The organism is Burkholderia sp. AU17457 (assembly GCF_002223255.1).
Classification (GTDB): Bacteria; Pseudomonadota; Gammaproteobacteria; order Burkholderiales; family Burkholderiaceae; genus Burkholderia; species Burkholderia sola.
Map to the genome: position 1 here is coordinate 251,227 of NZ_NKFB01000005.1, position 23,736 is coordinate 274,962.

At 68.8% G+C, this 23,736-nt stretch carries 24 protein-coding genes; 13 read left to right on the forward strand and 11 right to left on the reverse strand.

Features of this window, described 5'->3' with window-relative positions; translation table 11 throughout:
- Positions 1–89: 89 nt before the first annotated feature.
- The 3 genes from CFB49_RS18430 to CFB49_RS18440 all read left to right on the forward strand — a co-directional run bounded on the left by CFB49_RS18430 (position 90) and on the right by CFB49_RS18440 (position 2,384).
- A complete protein-coding gene (locus CFB49_RS18430; protein WP_089436037.1) occupies positions 90–836 on the forward strand; it encodes an SDR family oxidoreductase in 747 nt (248 codons plus the stop codon).
- Positions 837–988: 152 nt separating this feature from the next.
- The gene (locus CFB49_RS18435) at positions 989–1,843 is read left to right on the forward strand and encodes a DJ-1/PfpI family protein (RefSeq protein WP_089491982.1); all 855 of its coding nucleotides are present in this window, start codon (positions 989–991) and stop codon (positions 1,841–1,843) included.
- Positions 1,844–1,910: 67 nt separating this feature from the next.
- Positions 1,911–2,384 (forward strand): YybH family protein, encoded by a 474-nt coding sequence (locus CFB49_RS18440; RefSeq protein WP_069618856.1) that lies wholly within the window; start codon positions 1,911–1,913, stop codon positions 2,382–2,384.
- Positions 2,385–2,488: 104 nt separating this feature from the next.
- On the opposite strand, the gene CFB49_RS18445 is transcribed toward CFB49_RS18440, so the two are convergent.
- Both CFB49_RS18445 and CFB49_RS18450 read right to left on the reverse strand, forming a co-directional pair.
- Positions 2,489–3,436, reverse strand: a complete 948-nt coding sequence (locus CFB49_RS18445) for a GlxA family transcriptional regulator (protein ID WP_089436039.1) — start codon at positions 3,434–3,436, stop codon at positions 2,489–2,491.
- 161 nt (positions 3,437–3,597) lie between these two features.
- Entirely contained in the window at positions 3,598–4,119 is a 522-nt protein-coding gene (locus tag CFB49_RS18450) for a GNAT family N-acetyltransferase (RefSeq protein ID WP_069618854.1), read from the reverse strand.
- 235 nt (positions 4,120–4,354) lie between these two features.
- Here CFB49_RS18450 and CFB49_RS18455 point away from each other — a divergent pair, with 235 nt between their 5' ends.
- Positions 4,355–4,738, forward strand: a complete 384-nt coding sequence (locus CFB49_RS18455) for a hypothetical protein (RefSeq protein WP_089436040.1) — start codon at positions 4,355–4,357, stop codon at positions 4,736–4,738.
- Positions 4,739–4,904: 166 nt separating this feature from the next.
- On the opposite strand, the gene CFB49_RS18460 is transcribed toward CFB49_RS18455, so the two are convergent.
- Complete coding sequence (locus tag CFB49_RS18460; RefSeq protein WP_089436041.1) at positions 4,905–5,762, reverse strand: helix-turn-helix transcriptional regulator; 858 nt, start codon at positions 5,760–5,762, stop codon at positions 4,905–4,907.
- A gap of 95 nt (positions 5,763–5,857) precedes the next feature.
- Between CFB49_RS18460 and CFB49_RS18465 the strand changes: the two genes are divergently transcribed.
- The gene (locus CFB49_RS18465) at positions 5,858–6,751 is read left to right on the forward strand and encodes an SDR family oxidoreductase (RefSeq protein ID WP_089437050.1); all 894 of its coding nucleotides are present in this window, start codon (positions 5,858–5,860) and stop codon (positions 6,749–6,751) included.
- Positions 6,752–6,810: 59 nt separating this feature from the next.
- On the opposite strand, the gene CFB49_RS18470 is transcribed toward CFB49_RS18465, so the two are convergent.
- The 3 genes from CFB49_RS18470 to CFB49_RS36815 all read right to left on the reverse strand — a co-directional run bounded on the left by CFB49_RS18470 (position 6,811) and on the right by CFB49_RS36815 (position 9,191).
- Positions 6,811–8,190 (reverse strand): FAD-containing oxidoreductase, encoded by a 1,380-nt coding sequence (locus tag CFB49_RS18470; RefSeq protein ID WP_089491983.1) that lies wholly within the window; start codon positions 8,188–8,190, stop codon positions 6,811–6,813.
- A gap of 180 nt (positions 8,191–8,370) precedes the next feature.
- Positions 8,371–8,949, reverse strand: coding sequence for a hypothetical protein (locus CFB49_RS18475; RefSeq protein WP_089491984.1), 579 nt, complete (start codon positions 8,947–8,949; stop codon positions 8,371–8,373).
- A 47-nt stretch (positions 8,950–8,996) separates the two neighbouring features.
- Positions 8,997–9,191 carry a hypothetical protein gene (locus CFB49_RS36815; RefSeq protein WP_249190397.1) on the reverse strand — a complete coding sequence of 65 codons (195 nt, stop codon included), beginning with the start codon at positions 9,189–9,191 and terminating at the stop codon, positions 8,997–8,999.
- Between the two features lie 114 nt (positions 9,192–9,305).
- Here CFB49_RS36815 and CFB49_RS18485 point away from each other — a divergent pair, with 114 nt between their 5' ends.
- The 5 genes from CFB49_RS18485 to CFB49_RS18505 all read left to right on the forward strand — a co-directional run bounded on the left by CFB49_RS18485 (position 9,306) and on the right by CFB49_RS18505 (position 15,267).
- Positions 9,306–9,944, forward strand: coding sequence for a LysE family translocator (locus CFB49_RS18485; RefSeq protein ID WP_089492779.1), 639 nt, complete (start codon positions 9,306–9,308; stop codon positions 9,942–9,944).
- A 418-nt stretch (positions 9,945–10,362) separates the two neighbouring features.
- Entirely contained in the window at positions 10,363–11,169 is an 807-nt protein-coding gene (locus tag CFB49_RS18490) for a DUF3348 domain-containing protein (RefSeq protein WP_089491985.1), read from the forward strand.
- Between the two features lie 10 nt (positions 11,170–11,179).
- On the forward strand, positions 11,180–13,987 hold the full coding sequence (locus CFB49_RS18495) for a DUF802 domain-containing protein (protein WP_089491986.1): 2,808 nt from the start codon (positions 11,180–11,182) through the stop codon (positions 13,985–13,987).
- A gap of 3 nt (positions 13,988–13,990) precedes the next feature.
- Positions 13,991–14,635 carry an OmpA family protein gene (locus tag CFB49_RS18500; protein ID WP_069621492.1) on the forward strand — a complete coding sequence of 215 codons (645 nt, stop codon included), beginning with the start codon at positions 13,991–13,993 and terminating at the stop codon, positions 14,633–14,635.
- Positions 14,632–15,267, forward strand: a complete 636-nt coding sequence (locus tag CFB49_RS18505) for a DUF2894 domain-containing protein (protein ID WP_089491987.1) — start codon at positions 14,632–14,634, stop codon at positions 15,265–15,267. The genes CFB49_RS18500 and CFB49_RS18505 overlap by 4 nt, the downstream gene beginning before the upstream one ends.
- Before the next feature lie 33 nt (positions 15,268–15,300).
- Here CFB49_RS18505 and CFB49_RS18510 read toward each other — a convergent pair whose 3' ends face one another.
- The gene (locus CFB49_RS18510) at positions 15,301–15,873 is read right to left on the reverse strand and encodes an NADPH-dependent FMN reductase (RefSeq protein ID WP_089491988.1); all 573 of its coding nucleotides are present in this window, start codon (positions 15,871–15,873) and stop codon (positions 15,301–15,303) included.
- 54 nt (positions 15,874–15,927) lie between these two features.
- Positions 15,928–16,614: a histone acetyltransferase gene (locus CFB49_RS18515; protein ID WP_179234920.1), complete on the reverse strand. Its 687-nt coding sequence runs from the start codon at positions 16,612–16,614 to the stop codon at positions 15,928–15,930.
- Here CFB49_RS18515 and CFB49_RS36375 point away from each other — a divergent pair.
- Together CFB49_RS36375 and cml are read left to right on the forward strand one after the other, a co-directional pair.
- On the forward strand, positions 16,613–16,861 hold the full coding sequence (locus CFB49_RS36375) for a hypothetical protein (RefSeq protein ID WP_179234921.1): 249 nt from the start codon (positions 16,613–16,615) through the stop codon (positions 16,859–16,861). The two genes, CFB49_RS18515 and CFB49_RS36375, sit on opposite strands and share 2 nt — an antisense overlap.
- A gap of 441 nt (positions 16,862–17,302) precedes the next feature.
- Positions 17,303–18,502, forward strand: coding sequence for a CmlA/FloR family chloramphenicol efflux MFS transporter (gene cml, locus CFB49_RS18520; protein ID WP_089491990.1), 1,200 nt, complete (start codon positions 17,303–17,305; stop codon positions 18,500–18,502).
- A 61-nt stretch (positions 18,503–18,563) separates the two neighbouring features.
- Here cml and CFB49_RS18525 read toward each other — a convergent pair whose 3' ends face one another.
- Together CFB49_RS18525 and CFB49_RS18530 are read right to left on the reverse strand one after the other, a co-directional pair.
- Positions 18,564–19,847, reverse strand: a complete 1,284-nt coding sequence (locus CFB49_RS18525; protein ID WP_089491991.1) for an isoprenylcysteine carboxylmethyltransferase family protein — start codon at positions 19,845–19,847, stop codon at positions 18,564–18,566.
- 127 nt (positions 19,848–19,974) lie between these two features.
- Entirely contained in the window at positions 19,975–21,930 is a 1,956-nt protein-coding gene (locus CFB49_RS18530) for a collagen-like triple helix repeat-containing protein (RefSeq protein ID WP_089491992.1), read from the reverse strand.
- A gap of 362 nt (positions 21,931–22,292) precedes the next feature.
- Between CFB49_RS18530 and CFB49_RS18535 the strand changes: the two genes are divergently transcribed.
- Positions 22,293–22,691 carry a carboxymuconolactone decarboxylase family protein gene (locus CFB49_RS18535; protein ID WP_069617244.1) on the forward strand — a complete coding sequence of 133 codons (399 nt, stop codon included), beginning with the start codon at positions 22,293–22,295 and terminating at the stop codon, positions 22,689–22,691.
- Between the two features lie 56 nt (positions 22,692–22,747).
- Here CFB49_RS18535 and CFB49_RS18540 read toward each other — a convergent pair whose 3' ends face one another.
- Entirely contained in the window at positions 22,748–23,731 is a 984-nt protein-coding gene (locus CFB49_RS18540) for an alpha/beta fold hydrolase (protein WP_089491993.1), read from the reverse strand.
- Positions 23,732–23,736: the final 5 nt, after the last annotated feature.

Here is a 23,736-nt window from a genome sequence, read left to right on the forward strand (position 1 = left end):
CGTGAACGATCAAGCCGGAACAAGCACGCGACCACCATCGCGTGTCGCGTATCAGGCCTGCTCACTCACCACATGAAAAGGAACGGAAGATGCGACTCAAGGGTAAATCGGCGTTGATCACGGGCGGCACCAGCGGTATTGGTCTGGCCACCGCGAAGCTGTTCATTGCGCAAGGCGCGCGCGTCGCGGTGACGGGGCGCGACGAAGCCGTATTCGAGCGCGTGAAGGCGGAGCTCGGCGCGCATGCGATCGTGCTCAAGGGCGACGTACGATCACTCGACGACATGCGCGCGATTGCCGCCGAGGTCGACGAGACGTTCGGCGGCCTGGACGTCGTGTTCGCCAACGCGGGCTGGGCTTTCCCGTCCGCCGTCGACGACATCGACGACACGCTCTACAACGACATCATGGACGTCAACGTCAAGGGCGTGGTGTTCACGCTTCAGGCAGCGCTGCCGTACTTGCGCGAAGGTTCGTCGGTGATCCTCAATACCTCGTTCGTCGATCAGACGGGCAAGCATGGCATCTCGTTGACCGCGGCGGCGAAGGCCGCCGTGCGATCGCTGGCCCGCAGCTGGTCGTATGAATTTCTCGACCGGAAAATCCGTTTCAACGCAATCGCGCCCGGCCCGATCGATACGCCGCTGCTTTCCAGGTGGGGCAAGCCCGACGAATGGGTGCGCGACCGCAAGGCCGAATTCGCGGAAGCGAATCCGGCGGGCCGCATGGGCACGGCCGACGATATCGCGTACGCGGCGCTTTATCTGGCCAGCGACGAATCCTCGTACGTCATCGGCACCGAGCTGGTCGTCGACGGCGGTGCGTCGCAGCTTTAAGCCGGCGCGTCACGCTTCCCGAGCCCGGCACGCCGTCTCGGCTCATCCTCATTCCGATTTCACGTCCGCCACGCCGTTCGCGGTGGCGGTTATTCGATCCGGCCCGGCGGGGTTGCGCTCGCCCATGGGCCGAAGTGCAAGGAGCAATCATCTTGACCGACAGTAGCGATAACCATGCCTCTGCCACGCAACTCACGCGGGCAGGCCGGTCGCGCCGCGATGTCCTGAAGTTCGGCAGCGCCGCCACGCTCGGCGCCGTATTGGGCGGCGGCGCGTTGCTCGCGCACGCCACGCCTGCGCCGGCGCAGGCGGGCAGCGCCGGGCTGCTCGCGCCGAACGCGCCGCTCGACATCCTGATCGTCAATTACGACGGCGGCACGCTGCTCGACTTCGCGGGCCCCAGCGAGATTTTCCACCGGCTGCCGAATACGAACGTTCGCTACGCAAGCCTCGATGGCGGCAACGTGACGCTCGAATTCGGCGTCGTGTATGGCAAGACCGAACGGCTGGCCGACATCGACAAGACGGACGTGATCCTCGTGCCCGGCGGCTCCGATTTGTCGGCGCCGATGCGACCGGCGTATCAGGCGCAGATCCGGCGTCTGGCGGAAAGCGCGAAACACGTGACGTCGGTGTGCAACGGCTCGCTCGTGCTCGCCGCGACGGGCGTGCTCAACGGCAAGCGCAGCGCGTGCCATTGGGCGTTCGTCAACAAGCTGGCCGAATACGGCGCGATTCCCGTTCCCGATCGCTTCGTCGAAGACGACGACGGCCGCTTCATGAGCGGCGGCGGGGTGACGGCAGGCATCGACTTCGCGCTGCGCGTGGCGGCGAAGCTGCGCGGCCGGCAGGCTGCCGAATACACGCAACTCGTCGTCGAATACGATCCCGACCCGCCGTTCCACTCCGGTCATCCGCGAGATGCACGGCCCGAACTCGTCGCGATGGTCGACAAGAAGCTGCCCGGCGCATCGAAGGGACTCGCACGCGTTCCCGGCGTCCGCTGACGCGCTTGCCGGCGACGCGTGCAGCGTCGCCGCCTCTTCAATTCAAACCCGATTCGGAATTCATTCGATGCGACAGATTCATCTTTGTACGGCTGCGCTCGCAGCGTGCGTGTCCTTTTTTGCATTCACGGCGCCGGCTGTCGCCGGCGGTGCGCAACGCCTGCCGGAAGCGGCCATCAAGGCCGAAAACGCGCGATGGGCGGATGCATTCGCGCGAGGCGACTACGACGCGATAGGTCGCCTCTATACCGACGACGGCGCGCTCCTGCCGCCGGGAGGCGACAAGGTCATCGGCCGCCGCGCGATCACCGACTACTTCACCAACGGGTATGCGGGATCGAAGCCCGGCACCGTATCGTTCGGCAACTACGAGTTCTACGGTGATGACCGGGTCGTGACGGAGGTATCGGATGCGGAGGTTCGCGACGGTGACGGCAAGCTCAAGGTCCGCGCGAAGCAGACGCTCGTCTTCCTGAAGCAGGGCGGCACGTGGAAGCTGCATCGCGACATGTGGAACGCCTACCCGAGCGTCAAGGATTGACGACGATTATCGACGTCCGGCGAAATGGCGCGTGGCGTAGCCGCGCGCCAATCGCCCGTTGGCGAGACGTCGACCCGGCAGCGCGCTGATCGGCCGGCGGTCGGTCAGCGCGCTGCGTTCGATCTGCTTTCGCGTCGAATCGCTTGCGGCGGATGCCCGAGCAGCTTGATGAAGGCGCGGCGCATCCGTTCCGGATCGGTGAAGCCGACCGCCAGCGCAATCTGCTCGATCGGTTCGCTGCCGCCCTGCAGGCGCAGCCTCGCGGCTTCGACGCGCAGGCGCTCGACGGCCCTCGCGGGCGTTTCACCGGTTTCCCGGCGAAAGGCGCGCCCGAACTGCCGCACACTCAGGCTTGCCGCGTCGGCGAGCCGCTCGACCGGCAACGTCTCGGCCAGATGTTCCCGCGCGAAGTTCAGCGCGATGCGGATGCGATCCGATTCCGGCTCCATCTGCGACATCGCGGAGAACTGCGACTGCCCGCCGGGCCGCCGATACGGAACCACCAGCAGCCGCGAGACCTCGCGCGCAATCTCCGTGCTCATGTCTCGTTCGATCATGCCGAGCGCGAGATCGATGCCGGACGCGATGCCCGCCGATGTCCAGACGCGGCCATCGACGACATAGATACTGTCGCCGTCGACCCGCGTGCGAGGGAAGCGCGACTGCAACTGCGCGGCGTAGCGCCAGTGCGTTGCCGCTCTCAAACCGTCGAGCGCGCCGGTTTCAGCCAGCAAAAATGCGCCCGTACACACGCTTGCGACGCGCGACGCCTTGGCGGCCAGTTTGCTCGCGGCGGCGATATTGTCCGATGTCTGCATCGGCGCGATATTGCCGCCGACGAACACGACGGTGTCGAACGCACGCCTTCCGATCGGCTTCGTGTCGATCGAAAGGCCGGTATTGCCGGGAATCGGGCCGCCGGATGGCGAGACGACGTGAAGATCGTAAGGTGTGTGGCCGGCGGCCGTGGCGACTTGATTGAAGGCCGACAATGGTCCCCCGAGATCGAGCGCATCGTAGCCGCGGCAAACGAAGAATCCAATTCGATGCATGACGAAGCGATTGATCGATAACCCCGGAATGGCGGATTTTACCGGGGGACCGTCGAATTGTGTCGTTTGACTCGAAACGAGGGAAAAACGTCGTTTACGCCGTCGTCGATCAACTGTATTCGTGGGTGTCGCACCGATGCGGTGTCGACAGGAAGCGACGATCAGCGACGGTAGATGAACTCCAGATCGGTCGATTCGCCGACCTTGAAATCGTACGTACCGACACGTTTGAAACCCGCCTTCTCGTAGAACGCGATGGCTTTCGCATTGCCCGACCACACGCCCAGCCATACCGGGCCGGGGCGCGTCGCGGCGAGATACGCGAGCGCGGTGTCGAACAACGCGCGTCCGGCGCCGGTTCCCTGCGTGCCGCGTCGCAGGTAGATCTGATGGATCTCGCCCGAGCCGTCCGCCACTTCCGGGTGCGGCAGCTTGCACGGCCCCGCGTGCGCATACCCGACCAGCGTGCCGCCGTCGCCTTCCGCGACCCACGTGCGGCACTGCGGGTCGCCGAGCTGCTTCGTGATCGCTGCCACCGAGTAGGTGCGGGCTTCGTACTCGGCCAGATCGTCCGGTGGGTAGTCGATGCCGAATCCGTCCTGCAGAAAGGTTTCGCGAAACGTATCGCGCTTCAATTCGGCAAGCGGGACGGCATCGGCCAGGGTCGCAACGCGGATCAACATTGAGCTTCTCTCGGTTCGGTGTCGGGCCGACAGTTTATCGCGGGCGATGTCGAGCAGACGCGTCGGCGCGATCCGGCGGGAAAGCGCCGATTTTGCAGCGCAGCGAAACGCGGAGACGCTTACCCTGCCGCGCACGTAACCAACCGAAACCTCCGGTGCGGCAATCATGCGGATGCCGATGGTTGACCGCCGTCGGACATGCTAGGATTTCCGTCAAACAACTCCGGAGACTGCGATGCCGTTCATCTGCGAAAACGTCGAATGTCGTGCCGTGCTGGCTCGCGGGCAGGTCAGGCACCATCAGGAGGGTGCGGGCTGGTGCTTCTACTGCCCGGACTGCAACACCCGAAACGAGTTGATGAATGTCGGCACGGTCAGCGGCCCTGTCGAGCTGGTTCAGCCGGAGCGGGCCAGCCCGCCGCACAAGGTCGTCGCGACGGCCCGGCCGCTGGATGACGGCCGATACGCGGCGCAGTTGAGCGTCCAGCGGGCGCTCGCCGTGAAAGGCACCTACGCGGCCGAAGAGCACTGGGATCAGCTCGGCGTATTCGGCGACGCGCAGGAAGCCGTCGCGCATGCGAAGTCTTTCGCCACGGATTTGCTGCAGCGCGCGGCATAGTCGGCACTTTCCGTGAGCGAACCAGGGGCGTCGCGCATTCGTGCGCGACGCCCCTTTGCGTTTTCCGCGCACGTTCGTCAGGGGGCGATATCGAATCGGAAGGATTCCTGCCTGATCCGCTGATACGTGCCGCTCTGAATCAGGCGCGCGAGAAAGCCGTGCGCGGTTACACAGCCGGCGCCTGCGCCGCGCGGGCCTGTTCGCGGGCCGCGACGAGTTCCCGGATCCGCGCGCGGTCGGCCGGCGTGACCGGCGTGAAGATCACGAGGCTCAGGTCGGGGCTGCCGGCGACCGAGAATGCCGAGTATTCAAGCGCGATCCGGCCGGCTTGCGGATGGCGAATCTCCTTCGTGCCTTCGTCGTGCGTACGGATATCGTGGTCGCGCCACATCGTGTCGAATTCGGCGCTGGTCGCGCGCATTTCGTCGACGAACGCCTGCACGCTCCGGGTCGCGCCGCTGCGCGCGACGTCCGCACGAAACGCGCCGACCGCGAACCGCGCGACGCGCTCCCAGTTCGGCTGTGCATGGCGCACGCCCGCGTCGACGAAGATCAGCCGCAGGATGTTGCGCGCGGCCGGCGGCAGCGTCGCATAGTCGGTGAGCGTCGCGGCCGCCGCGTCGTTCCACGCGGCGACGTCCCACGTCGCGGTGCGGATGATCGCGGGGCTCGCGTCGAGCGAATCGAGCACGTGCTGCAGGCGCGGCGTCACGCTGGCCGGCGCGTGATAACGCACTTCGGGCGGATGGCCGACGCCGAGCAGGAACAGGTGCTCGCGTTCGGCGTCGTTGAGCATCAGCGCGCGGGCGAGCCGGTCGAGCACGTCGGCCGACGGTGCGCCGCCGCGGCCCTGTTCGAGCCACGTGTACCACGCCGCGCTCACGTGCGCGCGCTGCGCGACTTCCTCGCGCCGCAGGCCCGGCGTGCGGCGGCGCGTGGCCGGCAGCCCGAGCGCGGCCGGGTCGAGTTTCTCGCGGCGGTCCCGCAGGTACGCGCCGAGCAGATTGTCGGGAGCGTCAGCCATATCCTGTTAGTTCGTTTACTAGTAAACCGTCACGACTTCACCGCGAGCGGCCATCGACAGATAGTAAGCCTCCATTTCATCCGGAGGTGCTGAACATGCGTGTCTTTGTTACGGGAGCGTCGGGATTCGTCGGCTCGGCCGTCGTCGCCGAACTCGTGGCCGCCGGGCACTCGGTGCTCGGGCTCGCGCGGTCCGATGCGGCCGCGGCGGCGGTCGCCGCGGTCGGGGCCGACGTCCATCGCGGGTCGCTGGAGGATCTCGACAGCCTGACGCGCGGCGCCGACGCCGCCGACGCGGTGATCCACACGGGATTCAATCACGATTTCTCGCGCTTCGCGCAGAACTGCGAACTCGACCGCCGCGCGATCGAGACGATCGGCGCGGTACTCGCCGGCTCGGCGCGGCCGCTCGTCGTCACGTCCGGCCTTGCGCTCGTCGCGCCCGGTCGCGCGGCGACGGAGGACGATCCGCACGTGCCGGTGTCGGCGCACTATCCGCGCGCATCGGAAGCGACCGCGGTCGCGCTCGAGGCGCGCGGCGTGCATGCGTCGGTCGTGCGCCTGCCGCCGTCCGTGCACGGCGACGGCGATCACGGCTTCGTGCCGCGCCTGATTGCGTTCGCGAGGGAGAAGGGCGCATCGGCGTTCGTCGGCGACGGCGCGAACCGCTGGCCGGCCGTGCACCGGCTCGACGCGGCGCGCGTATACCGGCTCGCGATCGAACGCGGCGCGGCCGGCGCGCGCTATCACGCAGTCGACGATACGGGCGTGCCGTTCCGCGAGATCGCCGAGGTGATCGGCCGGCGGCTGAACGTGCCGGTCGTCGCGAAGTCGGCGGCGGAGGCCGGCGAGCACTTCGGCTGGTTCGCGATATTTGCGGGGATGGATGCGCCCGCAACCAGCGAGCGCACGCGGGCATCGCTCGGCTGGGCGCCGACGCAGCCGCGGCTGCTGGCCGATATCGACCGGCCGCGGTATTTCGAAAGCTGACGGGCGGCGCGCGCCGTGGCGAACACCTCTCCACGTCGCGGCCGCCCGCCTGCCGTGCGTCACTCGACCGGATGCAGGTCCTGCAGCAGCGTCGGCAGCAGCTCCGACACGGTCGGGTGGATATGCATCGCGCGGCTGATCGTCGTGTACGGCGCGCCGGCGGCCATCACGTCGAGGATCCCGTGCACCACTTCGTCGCCGGTCACGCCGAGGATCGACGCGCCGAGGATCGCATGGTTGTCCGCGTCGACGATCACCTTCATGAAGCCCTGGCTCTCGCCTTTCTCGACCGCCCGGCCGACGCGCGTCATCGGGCGCGTGCCGACCAGCAGCCGGCGGCCCGTCTGCTTCGCTTCCGCGAGCGTCATGCCGACGCGGCCGAGCGGCGGATCGATGTACATCGCATAGGCCGTGATGCGGTCGGACACCTTGCGCAGATCGTCGTCGAGCAGGTTCGCCGCGACGATCTCGTAGTCGTTGTACGCGGTGTGCGTGAACGCGCCGCGCCCGTTGCAGTCGCCGAGCGCCCAGACGCCGGGCACGTTCGTGCGCAACTGCTCGTCGACGGTGATGTAGCCGCGCGCGTCGGTGTCGATGCCCGCGCGGTCGAGCCCCAGATCGTCGGTGTTCGGCACGCGCCCGACCGCGAGCAGCAGGTGCGAGCCCGCGACCTCGCGGCCGCCGCCCGCGCAGTCGAGGCCGACGACGATGCCGTCGCCGTCGCGGCGCGCGCTCAGGCAGTTCGCGTCGAGCTGCACGTCGATCCCTTCCTTTTCGAGGATCTCGCGCACGGCCTGCGACACGTCTTCGTCCTCGCGGCGAATCAGGCGTGTGCCTTTCTCTACGATCGTGACCTTCGAGCCGAAGCGGCGGTACATCTGGCCGAATTCGAGCCCGACGTAGCTGCCGCCGACGATCACGAGATGGTCGGGCAGGAAGTCGACGTCCATCATCGTCGAGTTGGTCAGGTACGGCACCGAGTCGAGGCCGGGCATCGCGGGCACCTGCGCGCGTCCGCCGACGTTGATGAAGATGCGTTCGGCTTCGAGCACGTCATCGCCCACGCGCACCGCGTTCGCGCGTTCGAAGCGGGCATGACCCTGAAAGACGGTCGTGTTGTCGAGGCCGCGCACCCATTGCTCGACGCCGTGGTTCGAGCGGCCCGAGATCTGGTCCTTGCGCGCCTTCACCGCTTTCATGTCGACGGTGACGGGGCCGCCGACCGACACGCCGTATTCGCCGGCGCGTCGTGCAAGCTGCGCGGCGTACGCGCTCGCGATCAGCGTCTTGGTCGGGATGCAGCCGGTGTTCACGCAGGTGCCGCCGAAGCGGCCGCGCTCGACGATCGCGACTTTCATGCCGGCGCCGGCGAGCCGCGCGGCGAGCGGCGGCCCGGCCTGGCCGGTGCCGATGACGATCGCATCGAAGTGTTGCGTCATGACGTCCTCCTGTGCGGGGCAACGAGGAAAGGGGCAGGCGCAAGCCGCATGCCGTGCCGGCGGTCGCGCGGGCGACGAGCGCCTATGGTAGACCTGTTGGCCGGACGCCGCGAGCGGCGGACGGATCGCGCGTCGCGTTGAAAACCGGCACCGCCGCGGGCGTGGATGCGTACCGGGCGGCTAGTCGTTGCGTTTCCACTGCCCGAACGACACCGGCCGGTGCGCGTCGGCCCGCGTGACGGTGACGTGGTCGGGCTTGTCGTCGAGCGGAAACGATTCGGTGACGATCCGGTTCGAAAAGAGCCAGCCGCGCGTGCGCGGGTCGTAGCGGAACGTGATGTAGTCGGTCCAGTGCTGCCCGCACGCGACGAAGTTCTGCACGGTGAAATAGCGGCCCTTCACCGACAAGCCGTTGTCGGCCGCGTCTTCAGGATCGAACGGATCGCACTGGCCGCCTTCGTTCGCGCGCAGTACGACCTGGTCGTTGCGGGCGGCGAGCCGGTAGGTGCGGTCGGCCTGCTCCTCGTAGATCAGCAGCGGGCGCGGCGACGGCTGATCGCGCGTGTCGACCGCGCGATGCACGACGACGAGAAAGCTGTGCCGTCCGTTGTCGAGATCGGGGCCGGCTTGCGCGAGCAGCGGCTGGTAGCCGGGTGGCAGTTGCGCGGCGATCGACTTCGGCAGGGTGTCGGCGCGGACACCGAACGAGAGGGCCGCGAGCAGCGGGAGCAGCAGGATGGAAAGGCGAAGAGCGCGCATGGCGGGCGGTCCGGTCGAAAAGATGAATGACGATCAGCCGCGCGGCGTTACAGATCGCGCCCGGGAAATTCGGCGCCAGACGCCGGATTTCGGAGCGCATAGTCCTGGAGTTCGACGCTGACGGTCGGGCCCGCGACGTACTCGCGAAAGATCGCTGCGACGGCGGCGGCAGCGTCGGGATGGCGGGCGGCGCGGATCTCGATCATGGGGCGGCGCGGAATGACGGGAAAGAGGGCCAGCATAGCAGCGCACGGCCGCTTTCGGCCATGCGCGAAGCGTGCCAGAATCGGCGCTCCGACCGTCGGAAACGACACGCAGGCGCCGGCGCAGCGGCGTCGCTGATCAAGGAGACTTCGATGACCGCATCGGCTGCCGTACTTGCCATCTTGGCTGCGCTGTTTCTCGGCGCGATGATTCCGGGGCCGAGCTTCGTGCTGGTGGCCCGCAATTCGATCGGGCTGTCGCGCCGCGACGGGCTCGCCACCGCGCTCGGCATGGGGATCGGCGGCATCGTGTTCGGCGGCGTCGCGCTGGCCGGGCTCTACACGCTGCTGCAGGCTGTCGAATGGCTGTATGTGGGCCTCAAGGTCGCGGGCGGCGTGTACCTGATCTACATGGCGTCGAAGATCTGGCGCGGCGCCGACCGGCCGATCGCGATGGACGATCTGCAGGCGATGGCCGGCGGCAGCGCGCGCAAGTCGTTCTGGACCGGCCTCACGACCCAGCTCAGCAACCCGAAGACGGCGATCTGGTACGGCAGCATCTTCGCGGCACTGCTCCCGCAGCATCCGCCGCTGTGGTGCTACCTCGTGCTGCCGCCGCTCGTGTTCGCGGTCGAATTCGGCTGGTACACGCTCGTCGCACTGTGCTTTTCGACGCGCCGGCCGCGCGAACTCTACTTGCGCGCGAAGAAATGGGTCGACCGCATCGCGGCCGGCGCGATCACGCTGCTCGGGCTGCGGCTGATCCTGAATGCGCCGAAAGCGGGGATCTGAGCGCTTCTTTATCGGCACGTCGCGGCGGCCGGCCATGGCCGTCGCTGGTTAGCGGCGGAAACCGCCCCGGCCGCTCGCCCCAGCGCGCGCCGGCGTCCCGAATTCCATGATTACCGGTTCATCGTTCGGCCATGGTCGGGCGCGTCTTGCGGAATGCCCGCACCCGTCGCGGCGGCTCGGCCCTTTCGTCGGTCATGCCGGGTCGGCACTGCACACACACGACGCATGACTTCCCGATGGCGCGGCCGCTCGCCGGCCGCCGCCGACCGTGTTTCCCGCCCCTCCCACCGCCCGCCGAGCCTTGCGTGACGGGCGTTCCCGTCTGTCGCGCGGCACGCCGGACCGCGCCGCTTCCCCGATTCTGGCGGTCCAGCGCCCGACGACGTGTAAACTGCTGCCTTTTTTGACGGTTTGCAGCATGGTGCAAGCATCTCCGCGCCCGGCGTTGAGCGGTCCGACGCTCGTCCGGCTGCTCGCGCGCCTGGCCGATGCCGACGTCGCGGAATCCCGGCAGACGCTGTCCGACCGGCTGAGCCAGTGGCTCGGCTGGACCGACGCGATCACGCTGTCGTCCGCGCTGAATGCGAGCCCGCCGGGCGTCGCGGCCGGCGTGCGCGGCTACGACGCCGAGCGCGACTGCGCGCGGGTGCGCCACGACCTCGCGCAGGCGATCACGGCCACCAACCGGCAGCGGGCGCGGCGCCGGCCCGGCGATCTGCCGCCGCCGGCCGCCGACACGGCCGATTTCGCGGACTTTCGCCAACATTATCTGACCCTCCAGCAGGACATGGAAACGGCGATCGGCCAGTTGCGCGGCCGCCTGCGCGTCGCGCTCGCCGCGCGCTCGTCCGGGATGGCGCGGCTCGCGACGCTCGACACGATCATGGAGCGCGTGCTCGGCGCGCGCGAGCGCAGCCTGCTGTCGGCCGTGCCCGCGCTGCTCGGCACGCGCTTCGCGCGGCTGCGCGACGCGGAGCGGCAGGCGCTGGCCGATGCCGAAGCCGCGGCCGCGGCCGCGGCCGCGGCCGCCGCTGCGCCCGACGCCGCCGACGCATCGGCTCCGGCCGATGAAGGCCCGGTGGCCGATACCCCGACCGTCGCGGCGATCGTGCCCGGCGCATGGCTCGATACGTTTCGCGACGAGATGCAAAGCATCCTGCTTGCCGAACTCGAAGTCCGGTTTCAAACGGTAGACGGGCTGCTCGCGGCCCTTCGCACCTGCTAATCAACACGCTATGTCCAGAATTCGCCTTGATCTCGTTGTCTTCGTCGCCGGTCTGCTCGCTGTGGGCTGGATCGGTGCCGGCTATGTCGCGTCGAACCCGCTGGCGGCGGCCGTCACGCTGCTGATCGGCGCCTGCTACGTCGCCGGCGCATGGGAGCTGCTGCGCTACCGGCAGGCGACCGCCACGCTGTCGCGCGCGGTCGCCGGCCTGACCGAGCCGCCCGCGAAGCTCGACACGTGGCTCGACACGCTGCATCCGGGCCTGCGCGGCGCGGTGCGCGCCCGCGTCGAAGGCGCGCGCGTCGCGCTGCCCGGCCCGGCGCTCACGCCTTACCTCGTCGGCCTGCTGGTGCTGCTCGGCATGCTCGGCACGCTGCTCGGGATGGTCGTCACGCTGAAGGGCACGGGCGCCGCGCTCGAAAGCGCGACCGATCTCGATGCGATCCGCGCGTCGCTGATCGCGCCGGTGAAGGGGCTCGGGTTCGCGTTCGGCACGTCGATCGCCGGCGTCGCGACGTCCGCGATGCTCGGGCTGTTGTCCGCGCTCGTGCGCCGCGAGCGGATCGACGCGGCCCAGCAGCTCGACGCGAAGATCGCGACGACGCTGCGCGTGCATTCGTCCGCGCACCAGCGCGACGAATCGTTCCGGCTGCTGCAGCGGCAGGCCGACGTGATGCCGGCGCTGGTCGACCGGTTGCAGACGATGATGACGACGCTCGAGGCGCGCAGCGTCGCGTTGCACGATCGTCAGCTCGAAAGCCAGCAGGCGTTTTTCGACCGGACCGAGCGGGCGTATGCGGGCCTGGCGTCGAACGTCGGCGACGCGCTGAAGGAAAGCGCCGCCGAAAGCGCGCGCGTGGCCGGCGCCGCGTTGCAGCCGGTCGTCGCCGCGACGATGGCGGGGCTCGCGCAGGAGATGGCCGCGCTGCGCGATACCGTGACGGGCGCGGTGCAGCGTCAGCTCGACGGTCTGACGGACGGCTTCGAGAAGACCACGGGCAACGTGACGGCTGTCTGGAACCGCGCGATCGACGAACAACGTCAGGCGGGCAACGCCGTCGCGCAGCAGTTGCAGACGACGCTCGGCCAGTTCACCGACACGTTCGCACAGCGTTCGTCGGCTCTGCTCGACGGCGTCGCGGCGCGTCTCGAATCGACGGAAGGCCGCCTGTCGGACGCATGGCGCGACGCGCTGGCGCGCCAGGAGCAGGTTGGCGAGACGCTGGCCGGCCAGCATGCGCGCGCGCTGGGTGAGGCCGCCGCGACGTTCGAACGCCATTCGGCCGCGACGCTCGCCGCGATGCAGGAGTCGCATGCCGGTCTGCAATCGCAACTCGCCGCACGCGACGAAGAGCGTCTGTCGGCGTGGAACGATTCGTTGGCCGCGATGGCCGCGAAGCTGGGCGACGAATGGCAGCGTGCGGGCGCGCATAGTGCGGGCCGTCAGCAGGAAATCTGCGACGCGCTGGCGCAAACGACGCGTGACCTTGCTGCACAGGCGTCGACGTTCGAACAACGCTCGAACGACCTGCTGTCGACGATTCGCGATTCGCACACCGGTCTGCAATCGCAGCTGGCGGAACGTGACGAAGAACGTCTGTCGGCATGGAACGATTCGCTCGCCGCGATGGCTGCGAAGCTCGGCGACGAATGGCAGCGTGCGGGCGTGCATAGTGCGGGCCGTCAGCAGGAAATCTGCGACGCGCTGGCGCAAACGACGCGTGACCTTGCTGCACAGGCATCGACGTTCGAACAACGCTCGAACGATCTGCTGTCGACGATCCGCGATTCGCACACCGGCCTGCAATCGCAACTGGCCGCACGTGACGAAGAACGCCTCGCTGCGTGGAACGACTCGCTGGCCGCAATGGCCGCGAAGCTCGGCGAAGAATGGCAGCGCGTGGGTGTGCACAGCGCGGGCCGTCAGCAGGAAATCTGCGACGCGCTTGCACAAACGACGCGTGACCTTGCTGCACAGGCATCGACGTTCGAACAACGCTCGACCGATCTGCTGTCGACGATTCGCGATTCGCACACCGGCCTGCAATCGCAACTCGCCGCGCGCGACGAAGCCCGCCTCGCCGCCTGGAACGATTCGCTCGCGGCGATGGCCGCCGCGCTGCGCGACGAATGGGCGCAGACGAGCGCGCAAGCCGCCGCGCGCCAGCAGGACATCTGCGACACGCTGACCCGCACCGCGAACGACATCACCGCGCAGGCGCAGGTGCACGCGAGCGACACGATCAACGAAATCTCGCGCCTCGTGCAGGCCGCGTCGGAAGCGCCGAAGGCCGCGGCCGACGTCGTCGCCGAGTTGCGCCAGCGCCTGTCCGACAGCATGGTGCGCGACACCGCGATGCTGGAGGAACGCAGCCGCCTGCTCGCGACGCTGGAGACGCTGCTCGGCGCGGTCAACCATGCGTCGACCGAACAACGCACCGCAATCGACGCGCTCGTCAGCACGTCGGCCGATCTGCTCGACCGCGTCGGCGCGCGCTTCAACGACACCGTCGACGCCGAAACGCGCAAGCTCGATTCGGTGGCCGCGCAGGTCACGGCCGGCGCCGTCGAAGTGGCGAGCCTCGGCGATGCGTTCGGGATGGCCGTGCAGGTGTTCGGCGAATCGAACGACAAGCTGCTGACGCATCTGCAGCGCATCGAGGCCGCGCTCGAGAAATCGCTCGCGCGCAGCGACGAACAGCTCGAGTACTACGTCGCGCAGGCGCGCGAGGTGATCGACCTGAGCGTGATGTCGCAGAAGCAGATCGTCGAAGACCTGCAGCAGCTCGCCGGCCGGCGAGCGCCCGTCGGAGCGTAACGCATGCACGACGAAATCGACGGCGGCGCGCAATCGGCGCCGGTGTGGCCCGCGTTCGCCGACCTGATGTCGGTGCTGCTCGGTGCGTTCGTGCTGATCCTCGTCGGCGTGATCGGCATGCAGCTCCAGCTCACGTCGAAGCTCGAGGAGGCGGTGCGCGCGCGCCAGCTCGAGGCGCAGCAGCGCAAGTCGCTCGAACAGGCGCTCGCCGGGCCGCTCGCGGCCGGCCGCGTGACGCTCGTGAACGGGCGCATCGGCATCAGCGGCAACGTGCTGTTCGCGCTGAACTCCGACCAGTTGCAGCCCGCGGGCCGCGACCTGCTGAAGACGCTGGCCGGCCCGCTCGCCACGTACCTGAAGACGCGCGACGAGATCCTGATGATCAGCGGCTTCGCGGACGACCAGCAGGTCCACGCCGGCAACCGCTTGTTCGCGGACAACTGGGAACTGTCGGCCAAGCGCGCGCTGACGGTGACGCGCGCGATGATCGATGCCGGCGTGCCGGCGTCGTCGGTGTTCGCGGCCGCGTTCGGCTCCGAGCAGCCGGTCAGCTCGAATGCGGACGATGAAGGCCGCGCGAAGAACCGCCGCGTGGAGATCGCGCCGGTGCCGCGCAAGTCGGCGTCGAACGGAGGAAAGGCAAAGTGACGGGCGACGCGACGCAGGTGCGCGCGACGCTCGACGCCTGGCGCGAGCAGGGCGCCGACCGGCTCGATCCGGTGCGCTTTCACCGGATCGACGCGCTCGAGAAGCGCGCGGCCGTACTCGATGGCGACGCGCGTGCGTTGGTCGATGCGCGGCTTGCAACGCTGATCGAAGGGTTTGCGGAGATCGTCGCGCGCGCCGGTGAAGCCGAAGCTGCGCGCGAGACGGTGGAGGCCGCGGCAGGTGCGCCCGCACGCGGCGCGCTTGCCGCGCTCGTCGCAGGGCTCGGCCGCGATGCGCAGGCCGACCGGCGCGGGATCGATCCCGAACTGGTCGACTACTTCCGCGCGATGTGGTCGAAGGTCCGCACCGAACAGCAGTATCGCCAGTCGCTCGACCAGGTGCCGCGCAACGCGGGGCCGCTCAATTCGAACAGCCTCGTGCACCGTTCGCTCGCGACGATGCGCGAGCTGTCGCCGGAATACCTGCAGCAGTTCCTGTCGTACGTCGATGCACTCGCATGGCTCGAGGATCTCGCGGGCGGCGGCACGCAGCCCGAGAAGGAAGCGCCGCGCGCGAAGGCGGCCAAACCGGCGAAAAAGACGACGCAGACGACGCGCGCGAAGGCGCGATAACGCCACGGCGCACGCGTTCAGCGGGTGGATCGCCTATCGGTCGGCAGCCGGGGCGTCGATTACCGTGCGCAGCGCGTGCAATGCTTCGACGAGTGCCGACGCGAACGGCGGATGGGCGGCGATGCCCGCCGCGTCGAGCTGGCTGCCGAGGATCGGCAGTGCGATCGACGCATCTTCGACGATCCGCGCCGACATCACCGACAGCGTTTCCCGCAGCGCCGCGTCCGCATGCGTCGCGCGCGGCGCTGCGTTCAGCACCGCGACCGGCTTGTACACGACGGCCTCGCATCCCACGACCCAGTCCAATGCGTTCTTCATCACGCCCGTGACGCCATGCGCGTATTCGGGGCTCGCGATCAGGATGCCGTCGGCCGCGTTCAGGCGGTCGATCAGATCGCGCACCGCGACGGGCGTCGGGTATTCGGCATCGGGATTGAACAACGGGAATTCGCCGAGACGATCGAAGCGCGCGATATGCATGTCGTGCGGTGCGACGAGCGCGGCTGCGTCGAGCAATGCGGCGTTGTTCGACTGCGCGCGCAGGCTGCCGCATAGCGCGACGATGTCGATGCGGCGCTCGGAAGCGGTTCGGGTTTCGTTGGCCATCGCGGAACGTGTGGGTGGGTGGCTCGCGCGGCGGCGGCGCGCGGCTCCGGCGAATTATCGCATCGGGGCGTGAGCCATGTGAGCGACGGGCCGCGCGTGGCCGACGCTCCGCACGGGATGTCGTTCGTGTTCCCCGCGCCGCACGTTCCCGTTCGCATCCTCGGCGGCATCGACGCCGGTCATCCCGGTTGCTTGCGCCAGTTCACCGAGCGTCCATCCATTCCCGAGCAACAGCCGCCGCGTATGCAGCGCACCGTGTACGTCGTCGGCGACGGCTTCGCCGAGATAATGCAGCGCGCGGCCTTCGACGTCGACGAAGCCATGCGCGTAATCCTGCGCGAGCGCCGTCCACAACTGCGCGGCGCCGACCGACTGGCGCGCGCCGCTGATCAGGCACAGGCCCGCGTCGAGCCCCCATCGATACAGCGTCGTCGCGAGCCCCTTGCGTTGCGCCGAGCCGCGCAGCCGCGTATGCGGCGCGCGCAGGTAGCGATCCGCGCGGCGCGGGATTTCGGGAAGCCGGTTGAACACCGTATAGCCGGCGAGCTGGCGGGCCACCGGATCCTCGACGTAAAGAAAATATTCGCCGTCGGCTTCACGGTGGCGGACGATCAGGCCCGAACGGCCGAGCGCGACGGCCGACAGGCCGTGCAGGCGATGGCCCGGCTGGTGCAGGCGGTCATAAAGGGTGTCGAGTTCGTCGTCGATGTCGTGTTGGGAATGCTGTACGTCGATACGCATGGCAAAAGGCGCCCGTCCCGGGCGCATCGAGAAAGGGTTTCATGGCAACGGGGGAACGGAAATGGAAGCGGCCCCCGGGCTCGGCGAAGCGAGCCGGGGCCGCGAATCAGCTGGGGATGTGCTGAAAACCGGCGGCGATCGCGGCGAGGCCCGCGATGCAGAGTGCGAACAGGATCAGGACTTTGTGGATCACGCCTCTTTCCTCTTGAATGCGCGGCGCAGACGGGCGGCGCCGCGGAGACGGTGAGCGGCGGGCACGGCCCGCACGGCCGTCGTGCGGGACGACGGTCGGGCGTCCGGGCGACGGGCGCACGCGGACGGTCAGCACCATACGCGACGGGCAACGGGCGGGCAATCGGACTGACGGAGAAAAGCGATGAAACGCGAGGAATCGCGGTGTTTCGCGGCAATTGGCCGCATGGGGGCTGTCGGCACGCCACGATTCGCCGCGAAGTCCGCGGTTGATCGCGCAGCGGTTTCCGACAGCAGCCCTTGTTCATGCGTCGAAATCGCATACACTTCACCGCGAACGAACCCCACAAGGATCTGACCATGGGAGCGGGCCCGTCCACGGATCGCTGAGCCGCAACAACGTGCTTCACCCGGTTGTTGCGGCGATCTCCTCTCGTCGATGACTCAGCAGGCAGATTGCCGCCGGATTTCCCTTTTTCCGAGCGGATGCTTCGTCATGCCTGATCAAACCCGAACCACGCCCGCGTGGGCTTATTCGCTGCCGTCGGCCTTGCTGCTGATGGCCCCTTTCGATCTCCTCGCGTCGCTGGCGATGGACGTGTATCTGCCGGTGGTGCCGGAGATGCCGTCGGCGCTGCACACGTCGCCCGCCATCGTGCAGCTGACGCTGAGCGTCTACATGGTCGTCCTCGGCCTCGGCCAGCTGGTGTTCGGCCCGCTGTCGGACCGGTTCGGACGTCGCCCCGTGCTCCTGGGCGGTGCGTTACTGTTCTCGGCGAGTTCGCTGGCGCTCGCGATGGCGGGAAGCGGCGGCGTATTCGTCGCGTTGCGCCTGCTGCAGGCGCTGGGGGCGTCCGCCGCGCTCGTGGCGACCTTTGCAACGGTGCGCGACGTCTATGCCGACCGTCCGGAAGGCAGCACCCTCTACAGCCAGTTCGGCGCGATCCTCGCGTTCGTCCCGGCGCTCGGGCCGATGCTCGGCGCGGGCATTGCGCACGGTTTCGGCTGGCGCGCGATTTTCGTGATGCTCGGCGGCGCCGGATGTCTGGCGCTCGGCCGCGCGTCGTCGCGTTGGCACGAAACGCGGCGACGAGCCGGCGGCACGCCGCGGTACCCCGTCGTATCGATCCTGCGCAGTCCGTCTTTCCTCGTCTATTCGTTCGGCTTCGGTACGGCCATGGGCGCATTTTTCGTGTTCTTTTCGATTGCGCCGCGTGTGCTGGTCGGGCAGGCCGGCTATTCCCGCACCGAATTCAGCGCGGCGTTTGCCACCGTCGCGATCGTGATGATCGTTGCCGCGCGCTTTGCGCGAGGGTGCGTGTCGAGCTGGGGGATTCCGGGCTGTTTCGTGCGCGGCGCGGGCGTCATGATGGCCGGCGCAATCGCGCTGGCGGCGTGCACGGCCCTGATGGCGCCGTCGTTCGTCGCGTTCGTGATGCCGATGTGGATCGTCGCGATCGGCATCGTGCTGATGTCGTCGGTGACGGCGAACGGTGCGCTTCGGGATTTCGACGACGCGGCGGGGACGGCGGTCGCGTTGTATTACTGCGTGCAGAGCCTGATCGTCGGCGGTGCCGGCACGTTCGTGACGCTGGCGCTGCCCGGCGATACGCCGTGGCCGCTGGCGGCGTTTTGTTTCGTCATGCCGACGGCATGCGTCGTCTCGCTCGCCGTGTCGAAGCGCACGCGCGGATGAACCCGTGTGTGTGCGTGCCGGCCGGGTCGATGCATCGGCGGCCCGGCCGGGAAGCGGCGCGTCACACCGCCTGCCGCCCGCCGAACGCGTGCCGGATTCGCGCGAACAACCCGTGCTGCGCGATCCACTCCGCATACGCGCGATAGTCGGGATCGCGCATCAGATGACGCTCTTCCGTCTTCGCACGCGTGTAGTAGATCAGGTTGACCGCGACGAGCCCCGCGCAGTGCATGAGCCCGATCTGCCAGCCGAGCGGTTCGACGAACGGCACCGACACCATCCAGTACGACAGGTTCTTCGTGATGTACGCCGGATGCTTCGTGAAGCGGTACGGGCCCGACGTGATGATTCCGCGATTGGTGAGGTTCGAGAACCGCAGCCCGAACGAGATCGTGCACAGCGCGTAGGTCAGCAGCAGCAGGATGATCGTCGTGCCCCAGATCGCGCGCAGCGTCGGCGCCGACAGCAGCCAGTTGTCCCAGAACAGCGAGCCTTCGTAGCGGATGTAGTTGTTCGAGATCAGCGACCAGAACGGCTGGTAGCAGATCAGCGCGGCGACCCAGCCGAGCGTCGTCGGCTCGACGGTGCGCACGTGGCTGTCGAGGATGCGGAACGTGCACAGATAGCCGACGGTGCCGAACATCAGGTCCATCGTGAACGACAGGTCGTACATGAACACGAAGGTCGCGATCGTCATCGGCGCATGCATCGCGTTCGCGAGCGACGCGCTCAGGTGATCGGCGTCCTTCGACAGGTAGACGGTCATCAGCGGCAGGAAGAACGCCTTCACGCCCCAGCCGGCCAGCATCTCGCGCACCGGTTTCCAGCTCGCGGGCCGCTCGCGGCGAAACAGGAAGCGGCCCCACAGCAGGTACGCGTCGTCGGTCTCGCGCTGGTGGCGATCCATCCACGCGAAGTAGAACGGCGCGGCGACGATCACGTACGGCGCGAGCGCGCGCAGCAGCGACCAGAACGGCAGGTAGAACGCGCCGTGGTATTCGGGCAGCAGCCAGTAGATCGCGCCGATGCCCGCATAGATCGACGTCAGCGCGCCGAGCCGCGTGGCCACGCGCGCGATGCCGAGCGGTCGGACGGCCTGCCGCGACAGCCCCGCGCTCGGGCGCAGGTAGACGCGCGAGATGAAGAGTTCGTGCAGTGCGATCGTGCCGATGATCGCGAGGCTCGCGATGACGGCGCGCGTGGCCGCGTCGAGAGCCGGCTGGTCGCGCGTGACCCATAGCGCGAAGAGTCCGGCCGCGATGCCGAGCAGGCCGGCGCGCAACGGCGTGGCGGAACGGGGTGGGCGGTCCGGGGCGGCGACGATGCCGTCGAGCGTGGAATTCATGATCGGATCCTCGTAGGGATGAGGGCCGGCGCCCCCGCTTGGCGGGTGACGCCGGCCGTCGGCCGGGCTGTTTATGGATGCGCGCCCGGCCATTGGCCTGTCGTTCTGATACGTGATGCGTTAAGGCTTACTTCTTGGTGACGCCGCCCAGCAGACCGCCGAGCAGGTTCGTCACCGGCGACAGCAGGTTGCCGGTGCCGCTCGCGGCGCCGCCGCTCGTGCCGCCGGTCAGGCCGGTCACCACGGAGCCGCTGCCGCCCGGCGTCGTCACGGTGCCCGTTGCGCCGCCAGGGCTGACCGTGCCGACGGCGCCGGCCGAGCCGGCCGGCGTGCCCAGCGCACCGGTGAGCGTGCCGACCGGGCCGCTCGTCAGCACGCCGCCGAGCGCGCCGGACACGTTGCCGCCCGGCGTCGTGACGGTGCCGGTGAGGCTCGCGCCGAGCGGCGTCAGCGAGTTGACGAGGTTGGTGACCGGCGCGAGCAGGCCGCCGACGCCTGCGCCGCTCGTCCCGCTGGTGCCGCCGGTGCCGCTTGAGCCGATGCTGCCGAGCGCACCCGTCACCGTGCCGAGCAGGCCGGTGATCGGCGCGAGCGGGCCGCCGCTGGTACCGCTCGTGCCGCCTGAGCCGCTCGAGCTGCCGCCGCCGAGTGCGCCCGTCAGCGAACCGAGCACGCCCGTGATCGGGGCGAGCGGATTGGTGCCGCTGCTGGAGCTGCCGCTGGACAGCAGGCCGCCGGCCGATGCCACCGTGTTGCCGAGCTGGGACACGCTGCTGCCGGCGCTCGTGCCGACCGGGTTGCCGGTTGCGCCGCCGACCTGCGAACCGACGAGGCCGAGGCCGCTGCCGAGCGTGCTCAGCAAGCCGTTGAGCGGGGCGCCGAGCAGGGTCGCGTTGCCGAGCGTCTGCGTGACGCCCGGCGTTGTGACGCCGCCGGTCAGCGTGTTCGTGATCGGGTTGATCACGCTGCCGAGCTGCGTCTCGAGTTGCTGCACCGGCGCGCTGTTCAGCGCCGTGTTCAGCGCCGATGCGGTCGAGTTGACCGCGGTGCCGACCGTGTTGACGAGACTGCCGACGAGGGTCGTCGCCGGCGCGAGCGGCGACAGCGGACCGGTGCCGAGGCTCGTCACGGCATTGCCGAGGTTGTTGACCGCGCCGCCGGCGCCGGTCAGCAGGCCGGTGGTCGACGTGAGTGTCGGCCCGAGCGGGTTCGGCGACACGCCGATCGAACCGAGGCCGGCCGCGACGCCGTTGCCGAGCGATTGCACGCCGTTGCCGAGGCTGCTGACCGCGTTGCCGACGCTGTTGACCGTCGTCGCGTTCGTGCCGGGAATCTGCACGCCGCCGATCTGGGCGCCGCCGTTCACGACCGTCGTGCCGAGCGCCGTCACGAGGTTGCCGGATTGCTGAAGGACATTGCCGAGGGGGGTGACGCTGGTGCCGGAGGTGCCGGAGGTGCCTGACGTACCTGACGTACCGGAAGTGCCGGATGTGCCCGAAGTACCGGAAGTGCCGGAAGTGCCGGAAGTGCCCGACGTACCTGACGTGCCAGAGGTGCCTGACGTGCCTGACGTGCCCGACGTACCTGAGGTGCCTGACGTACCGGAGGTGCCCGACGTACCGGAGGTGCCCGACGTACCGGAAGTACCCGACGTGCCAGAAGTACCCGAAGTACCGGAAGTGCCTGATGTACCGGACGTGCCCGACGTACCCGACGTGCCGGAAGTACCCGACGTACCCGAAGTACCCGAAGTACCCGAAGTACCCGAAGTACCGGACGTGCCCGACGTACCCGAGGTGCCGGAAGTCCCCGACGTACCGGAGGTGCCCGACGTACCCGAGGTGCCGGAAGTGCCAGAAGTCCCCGACGTACCAGAAGTCCCCGACGACCCCGAACTACCGCCGCCCGACGTCCCCGACGAACCGCCGCCCGATGTTCCGGAAGTCCCCGACGTGCCGCTTGTCCCGGACGTGCTCGGCTTGATGGTCGGCGTCGTCGGTCCATCGACCGAGCCGCAGCCGTACAGCGCGAGCAGTGACGAGACGGCCATCGTTACCGTCGTCTTCTTGAAGAGAATGTGCATGTTGGCCTCGACATTGGAAGTGTGTCCAAGCCTTCACTGCAAATTCCGCGCCACGGCATGTTTCGCGAAACGGTGTCGTGATTTGTTGCGGGAATCGGGTATATCGATGCGATTTAAACGGAGGAATGGCGGTTTCGCGCGGCAGGCACGCGCGGCGCGCGGACGTCGCGGCTGCGATGTTCCCGTAAGGCGCCGTAACGCGCGACGGGATGTTACGTAGCGTTCGACCGCACGTGACGCGCGCGGCCGCGAGCCGAGGCCCGCACCTTTGACGAAACGCGCCGTCCCGCCGAACATGACGCGAAACCCCCGGCCGCCGGCGGCGCAGCAGCGGCCACGACGCCAACCACGAGGACACCGACATGAGCGAACAGGACAGGGAATACGGCAAGGCGCGGCGGATCGACGTGATGGGCGAGGCGTTCGTCGAGCGCGCGATGAGCGACCTCGACGGATTCTCGCGCCCGCTGCAGAACTGGCTGAACGAGCATGCGTGGGGCAGCACGTGGCAGCGGGGCGGGATCGACCTGAAGACGCGCAGCCTGTGCACGTGCGCGATGCTGGCGGCGCTCGGCCGCGGCACGGAGCTGAAGGGGCACATCCGCGGCGCGCTCAACAACGGCGCGAGCCTCGTCGAGATCCGCGAGGTATTGCTGCACAGCGCGCTGTACGCCGGGGCGCCGGCCGCGGTCGAGGCGTTTCGCAGCGCGCGCGAGGTGCTCGCGGAGCGCGGGCTGTCGATGCCCGACGACGAAGCCTGATTCCGTCGCGGCGTCGGCTGCCCGCCACGGAACAGGCCGCGCGTCGTCGCCGCGATCTACGCGATGCGCACGGGCTGTGCCGCAACGTCGGCCGGCGCGGCGGCGACTTCGAGCAGCCAGTCGGCCGTCGCCTCGGGCATCGTGACCGGCAGCATGTGCCCGCCGTCGACGACCTTCAGCCGCACGCGCGCCGATTTCTTCGCGAGCGCGTCGCCGTGCTCGCGCCAGTTCAGGATCGGATCGGCTTGGCCGTACAGCACGTCGACCGGCAGCGCGAGCTCCGCGTAGCGGCGCGCCATCGCAGGCAGGTCGACGGGCGCCGACAACAGGTCCGTCGCCGTCGCGTAGAACACGTGCGGGCGCATCCCGAGCAGGCCGCCGCCCTTGACCGGGAAGTCGCGCGGCACGTCCTCCGGCGCGAACACCTGGCGCACGGCCTTGCGGCCCGTCAGGATGGTCAGCGGGATCGCGAAGGTCCACGACACGAAACGGCGCACGAGCGGCGACGGCAGCATCAACGGCTTGAACGGCGCGGGCGGCTCGGTCTGCTCGTGCGACAGCGGCGCGATCAGCGCGAGCCGGCTCACGCGGTCCGCATGGTTGAGGCCGACCGCGAGCGCGATCGCGCCGCCGAGCGAGTGGCCGACCAGTACCGGCTTGTCGAGCTGCAGCGCGTCGATGAATGCAGCCACCGTGCGGGCCTGCGCGAACACGTTCGCCTGCGAGGCCGCGCCGCGCAGCGAGCGGCCGGCGCCCGGGCGGTCGATCAGGATCACGCGATGCTGTTGTGCGAGCCGCGTGAGCGGCAGGTACGCGAAATTGCGCCATTGCCCCGCGAGCCCGTGGACGAACACGATCGGCGGACCGTTGCCGTATTCGACGTAGTGGATACGATCGCCGTCGATGTCGACGAAGCGGCCTTCGGGGGGGAACGCGCGCGTCACGCGACGGGCCACGTAGCCGGAAAACAGCGCGAGCGCGGCGAGCACCGCGACGACGCCGAGCAGCGCGTTCTGGATCAGGTGGAGCGTAGGAGTCATGTCGG

Coding starts and splice junctions, on each gene's coding strand:
- CFB49_RS18430 (WP_089436037.1), top strand. CDS start 90: ATGCGACTCAAGGGTAAATCGGCGTTGATCACGGGCGGCACCAGCGGT.
- CFB49_RS18440 (WP_069618856.1), top strand. CDS start 1,911: ATGCGACAGATTCATCTTTGTACGGCTGCGCTCGCAGCGTGCGTGTCC.
- CFB49_RS18445 (WP_089436039.1), bottom strand. CDS start 3,436: ATGCATCGAATTGGATTCTTCGTTTGCCGCGGCTACGATGCGCTCGAT.
- CFB49_RS18450 (WP_069618854.1), bottom strand. CDS start 4,119: ATGTTGATCCGCGTTGCGACCCTGGCCGATGCCGTCCCGCTTGCCGAA.
- CFB49_RS18455 (WP_089436040.1), top strand. CDS start 4,355: ATGCCGTTCATCTGCGAAAACGTCGAATGTCGTGCCGTGCTGGCTCGC.
- CFB49_RS18460 (WP_089436041.1), bottom strand. CDS start 5,762: ATGGCTGACGCTCCCGACAATCTGCTCGGCGCGTACCTGCGGGACCGC.
- CFB49_RS18465 (WP_089437050.1), top strand. CDS start 5,858: ATGCGTGTCTTTGTTACGGGAGCGTCGGGATTCGTCGGCTCGGCCGTC.
- CFB49_RS18470 (WP_089491983.1), bottom strand. CDS start 8,190: ATGACGCAACACTTCGATGCGATCGTCATCGGCACCGGCCAGGCCGGG.
- CFB49_RS18475 (WP_089491984.1), bottom strand. CDS start 8,949: ATGCGCGCTCTTCGCCTTTCCATCCTGCTGCTCCCGCTGCTCGCGGCC.
- CFB49_RS36815 (WP_249190397.1), bottom strand. CDS start 9,191: ATGCTGGCCCTCTTTCCCGTCATTCCGCGCCGCCCCATGATCGAGATC.
- CFB49_RS18485 (WP_089492779.1), top strand. CDS start 9,306: ATGACCGCATCGGCTGCCGTACTTGCCATCTTGGCTGCGCTGTTTCTC.
- CFB49_RS18490 (WP_089491985.1), top strand. CDS start 10,363: ATGGTGCAAGCATCTCCGCGCCCGGCGTTGAGCGGTCCGACGCTCGTC.
- CFB49_RS18495 (WP_089491986.1), top strand. CDS start 11,180: ATGTCCAGAATTCGCCTTGATCTCGTTGTCTTCGTCGCCGGTCTGCTC.
- CFB49_RS18500 (WP_069621492.1), top strand. CDS start 13,991: ATGCACGACGAAATCGACGGCGGCGCGCAATCGGCGCCGGTGTGGCCC.
- CFB49_RS18510 (WP_089491988.1), bottom strand. CDS start 15,873: ATGGCCAACGAAACCCGAACCGCTTCCGAGCGCCGCATCGACATCGTC.
- CFB49_RS36375 (WP_179234921.1), top strand. CDS start 16,613: ATGGCAAAAGGCGCCCGTCCCGGGCGCATCGAGAAAGGGTTTCATGGC.
- CFB49_RS18515 (WP_179234920.1), bottom strand. CDS start 16,614: ATGCGTATCGACGTACAGCATTCCCAACACGACATCGACGACGAACTC.
- cml (WP_089491990.1), top strand. CDS start 17,303: ATGCCTGATCAAACCCGAACCACGCCCGCGTGGGCTTATTCGCTGCCG.
- CFB49_RS18525 (WP_089491991.1), bottom strand. CDS start 19,847: ATGAATTCCACGCTCGACGGCATCGTCGCCGCCCCGGACCGCCCACCC.
- CFB49_RS18530 (WP_089491992.1), bottom strand. CDS start 21,930: ATGCACATTCTCTTCAAGAAGACGACGGTAACGATGGCCGTCTCGTCA.
- CFB49_RS18535 (WP_069617244.1), top strand. CDS start 22,293: ATGAGCGAACAGGACAGGGAATACGGCAAGGCGCGGCGGATCGACGTG.
- CFB49_RS18540 (WP_089491993.1), bottom strand. CDS start 23,731: ATGACTCCTACGCTCCACCTGATCCAGAACGCGCTGCTCGGCGTCGTC.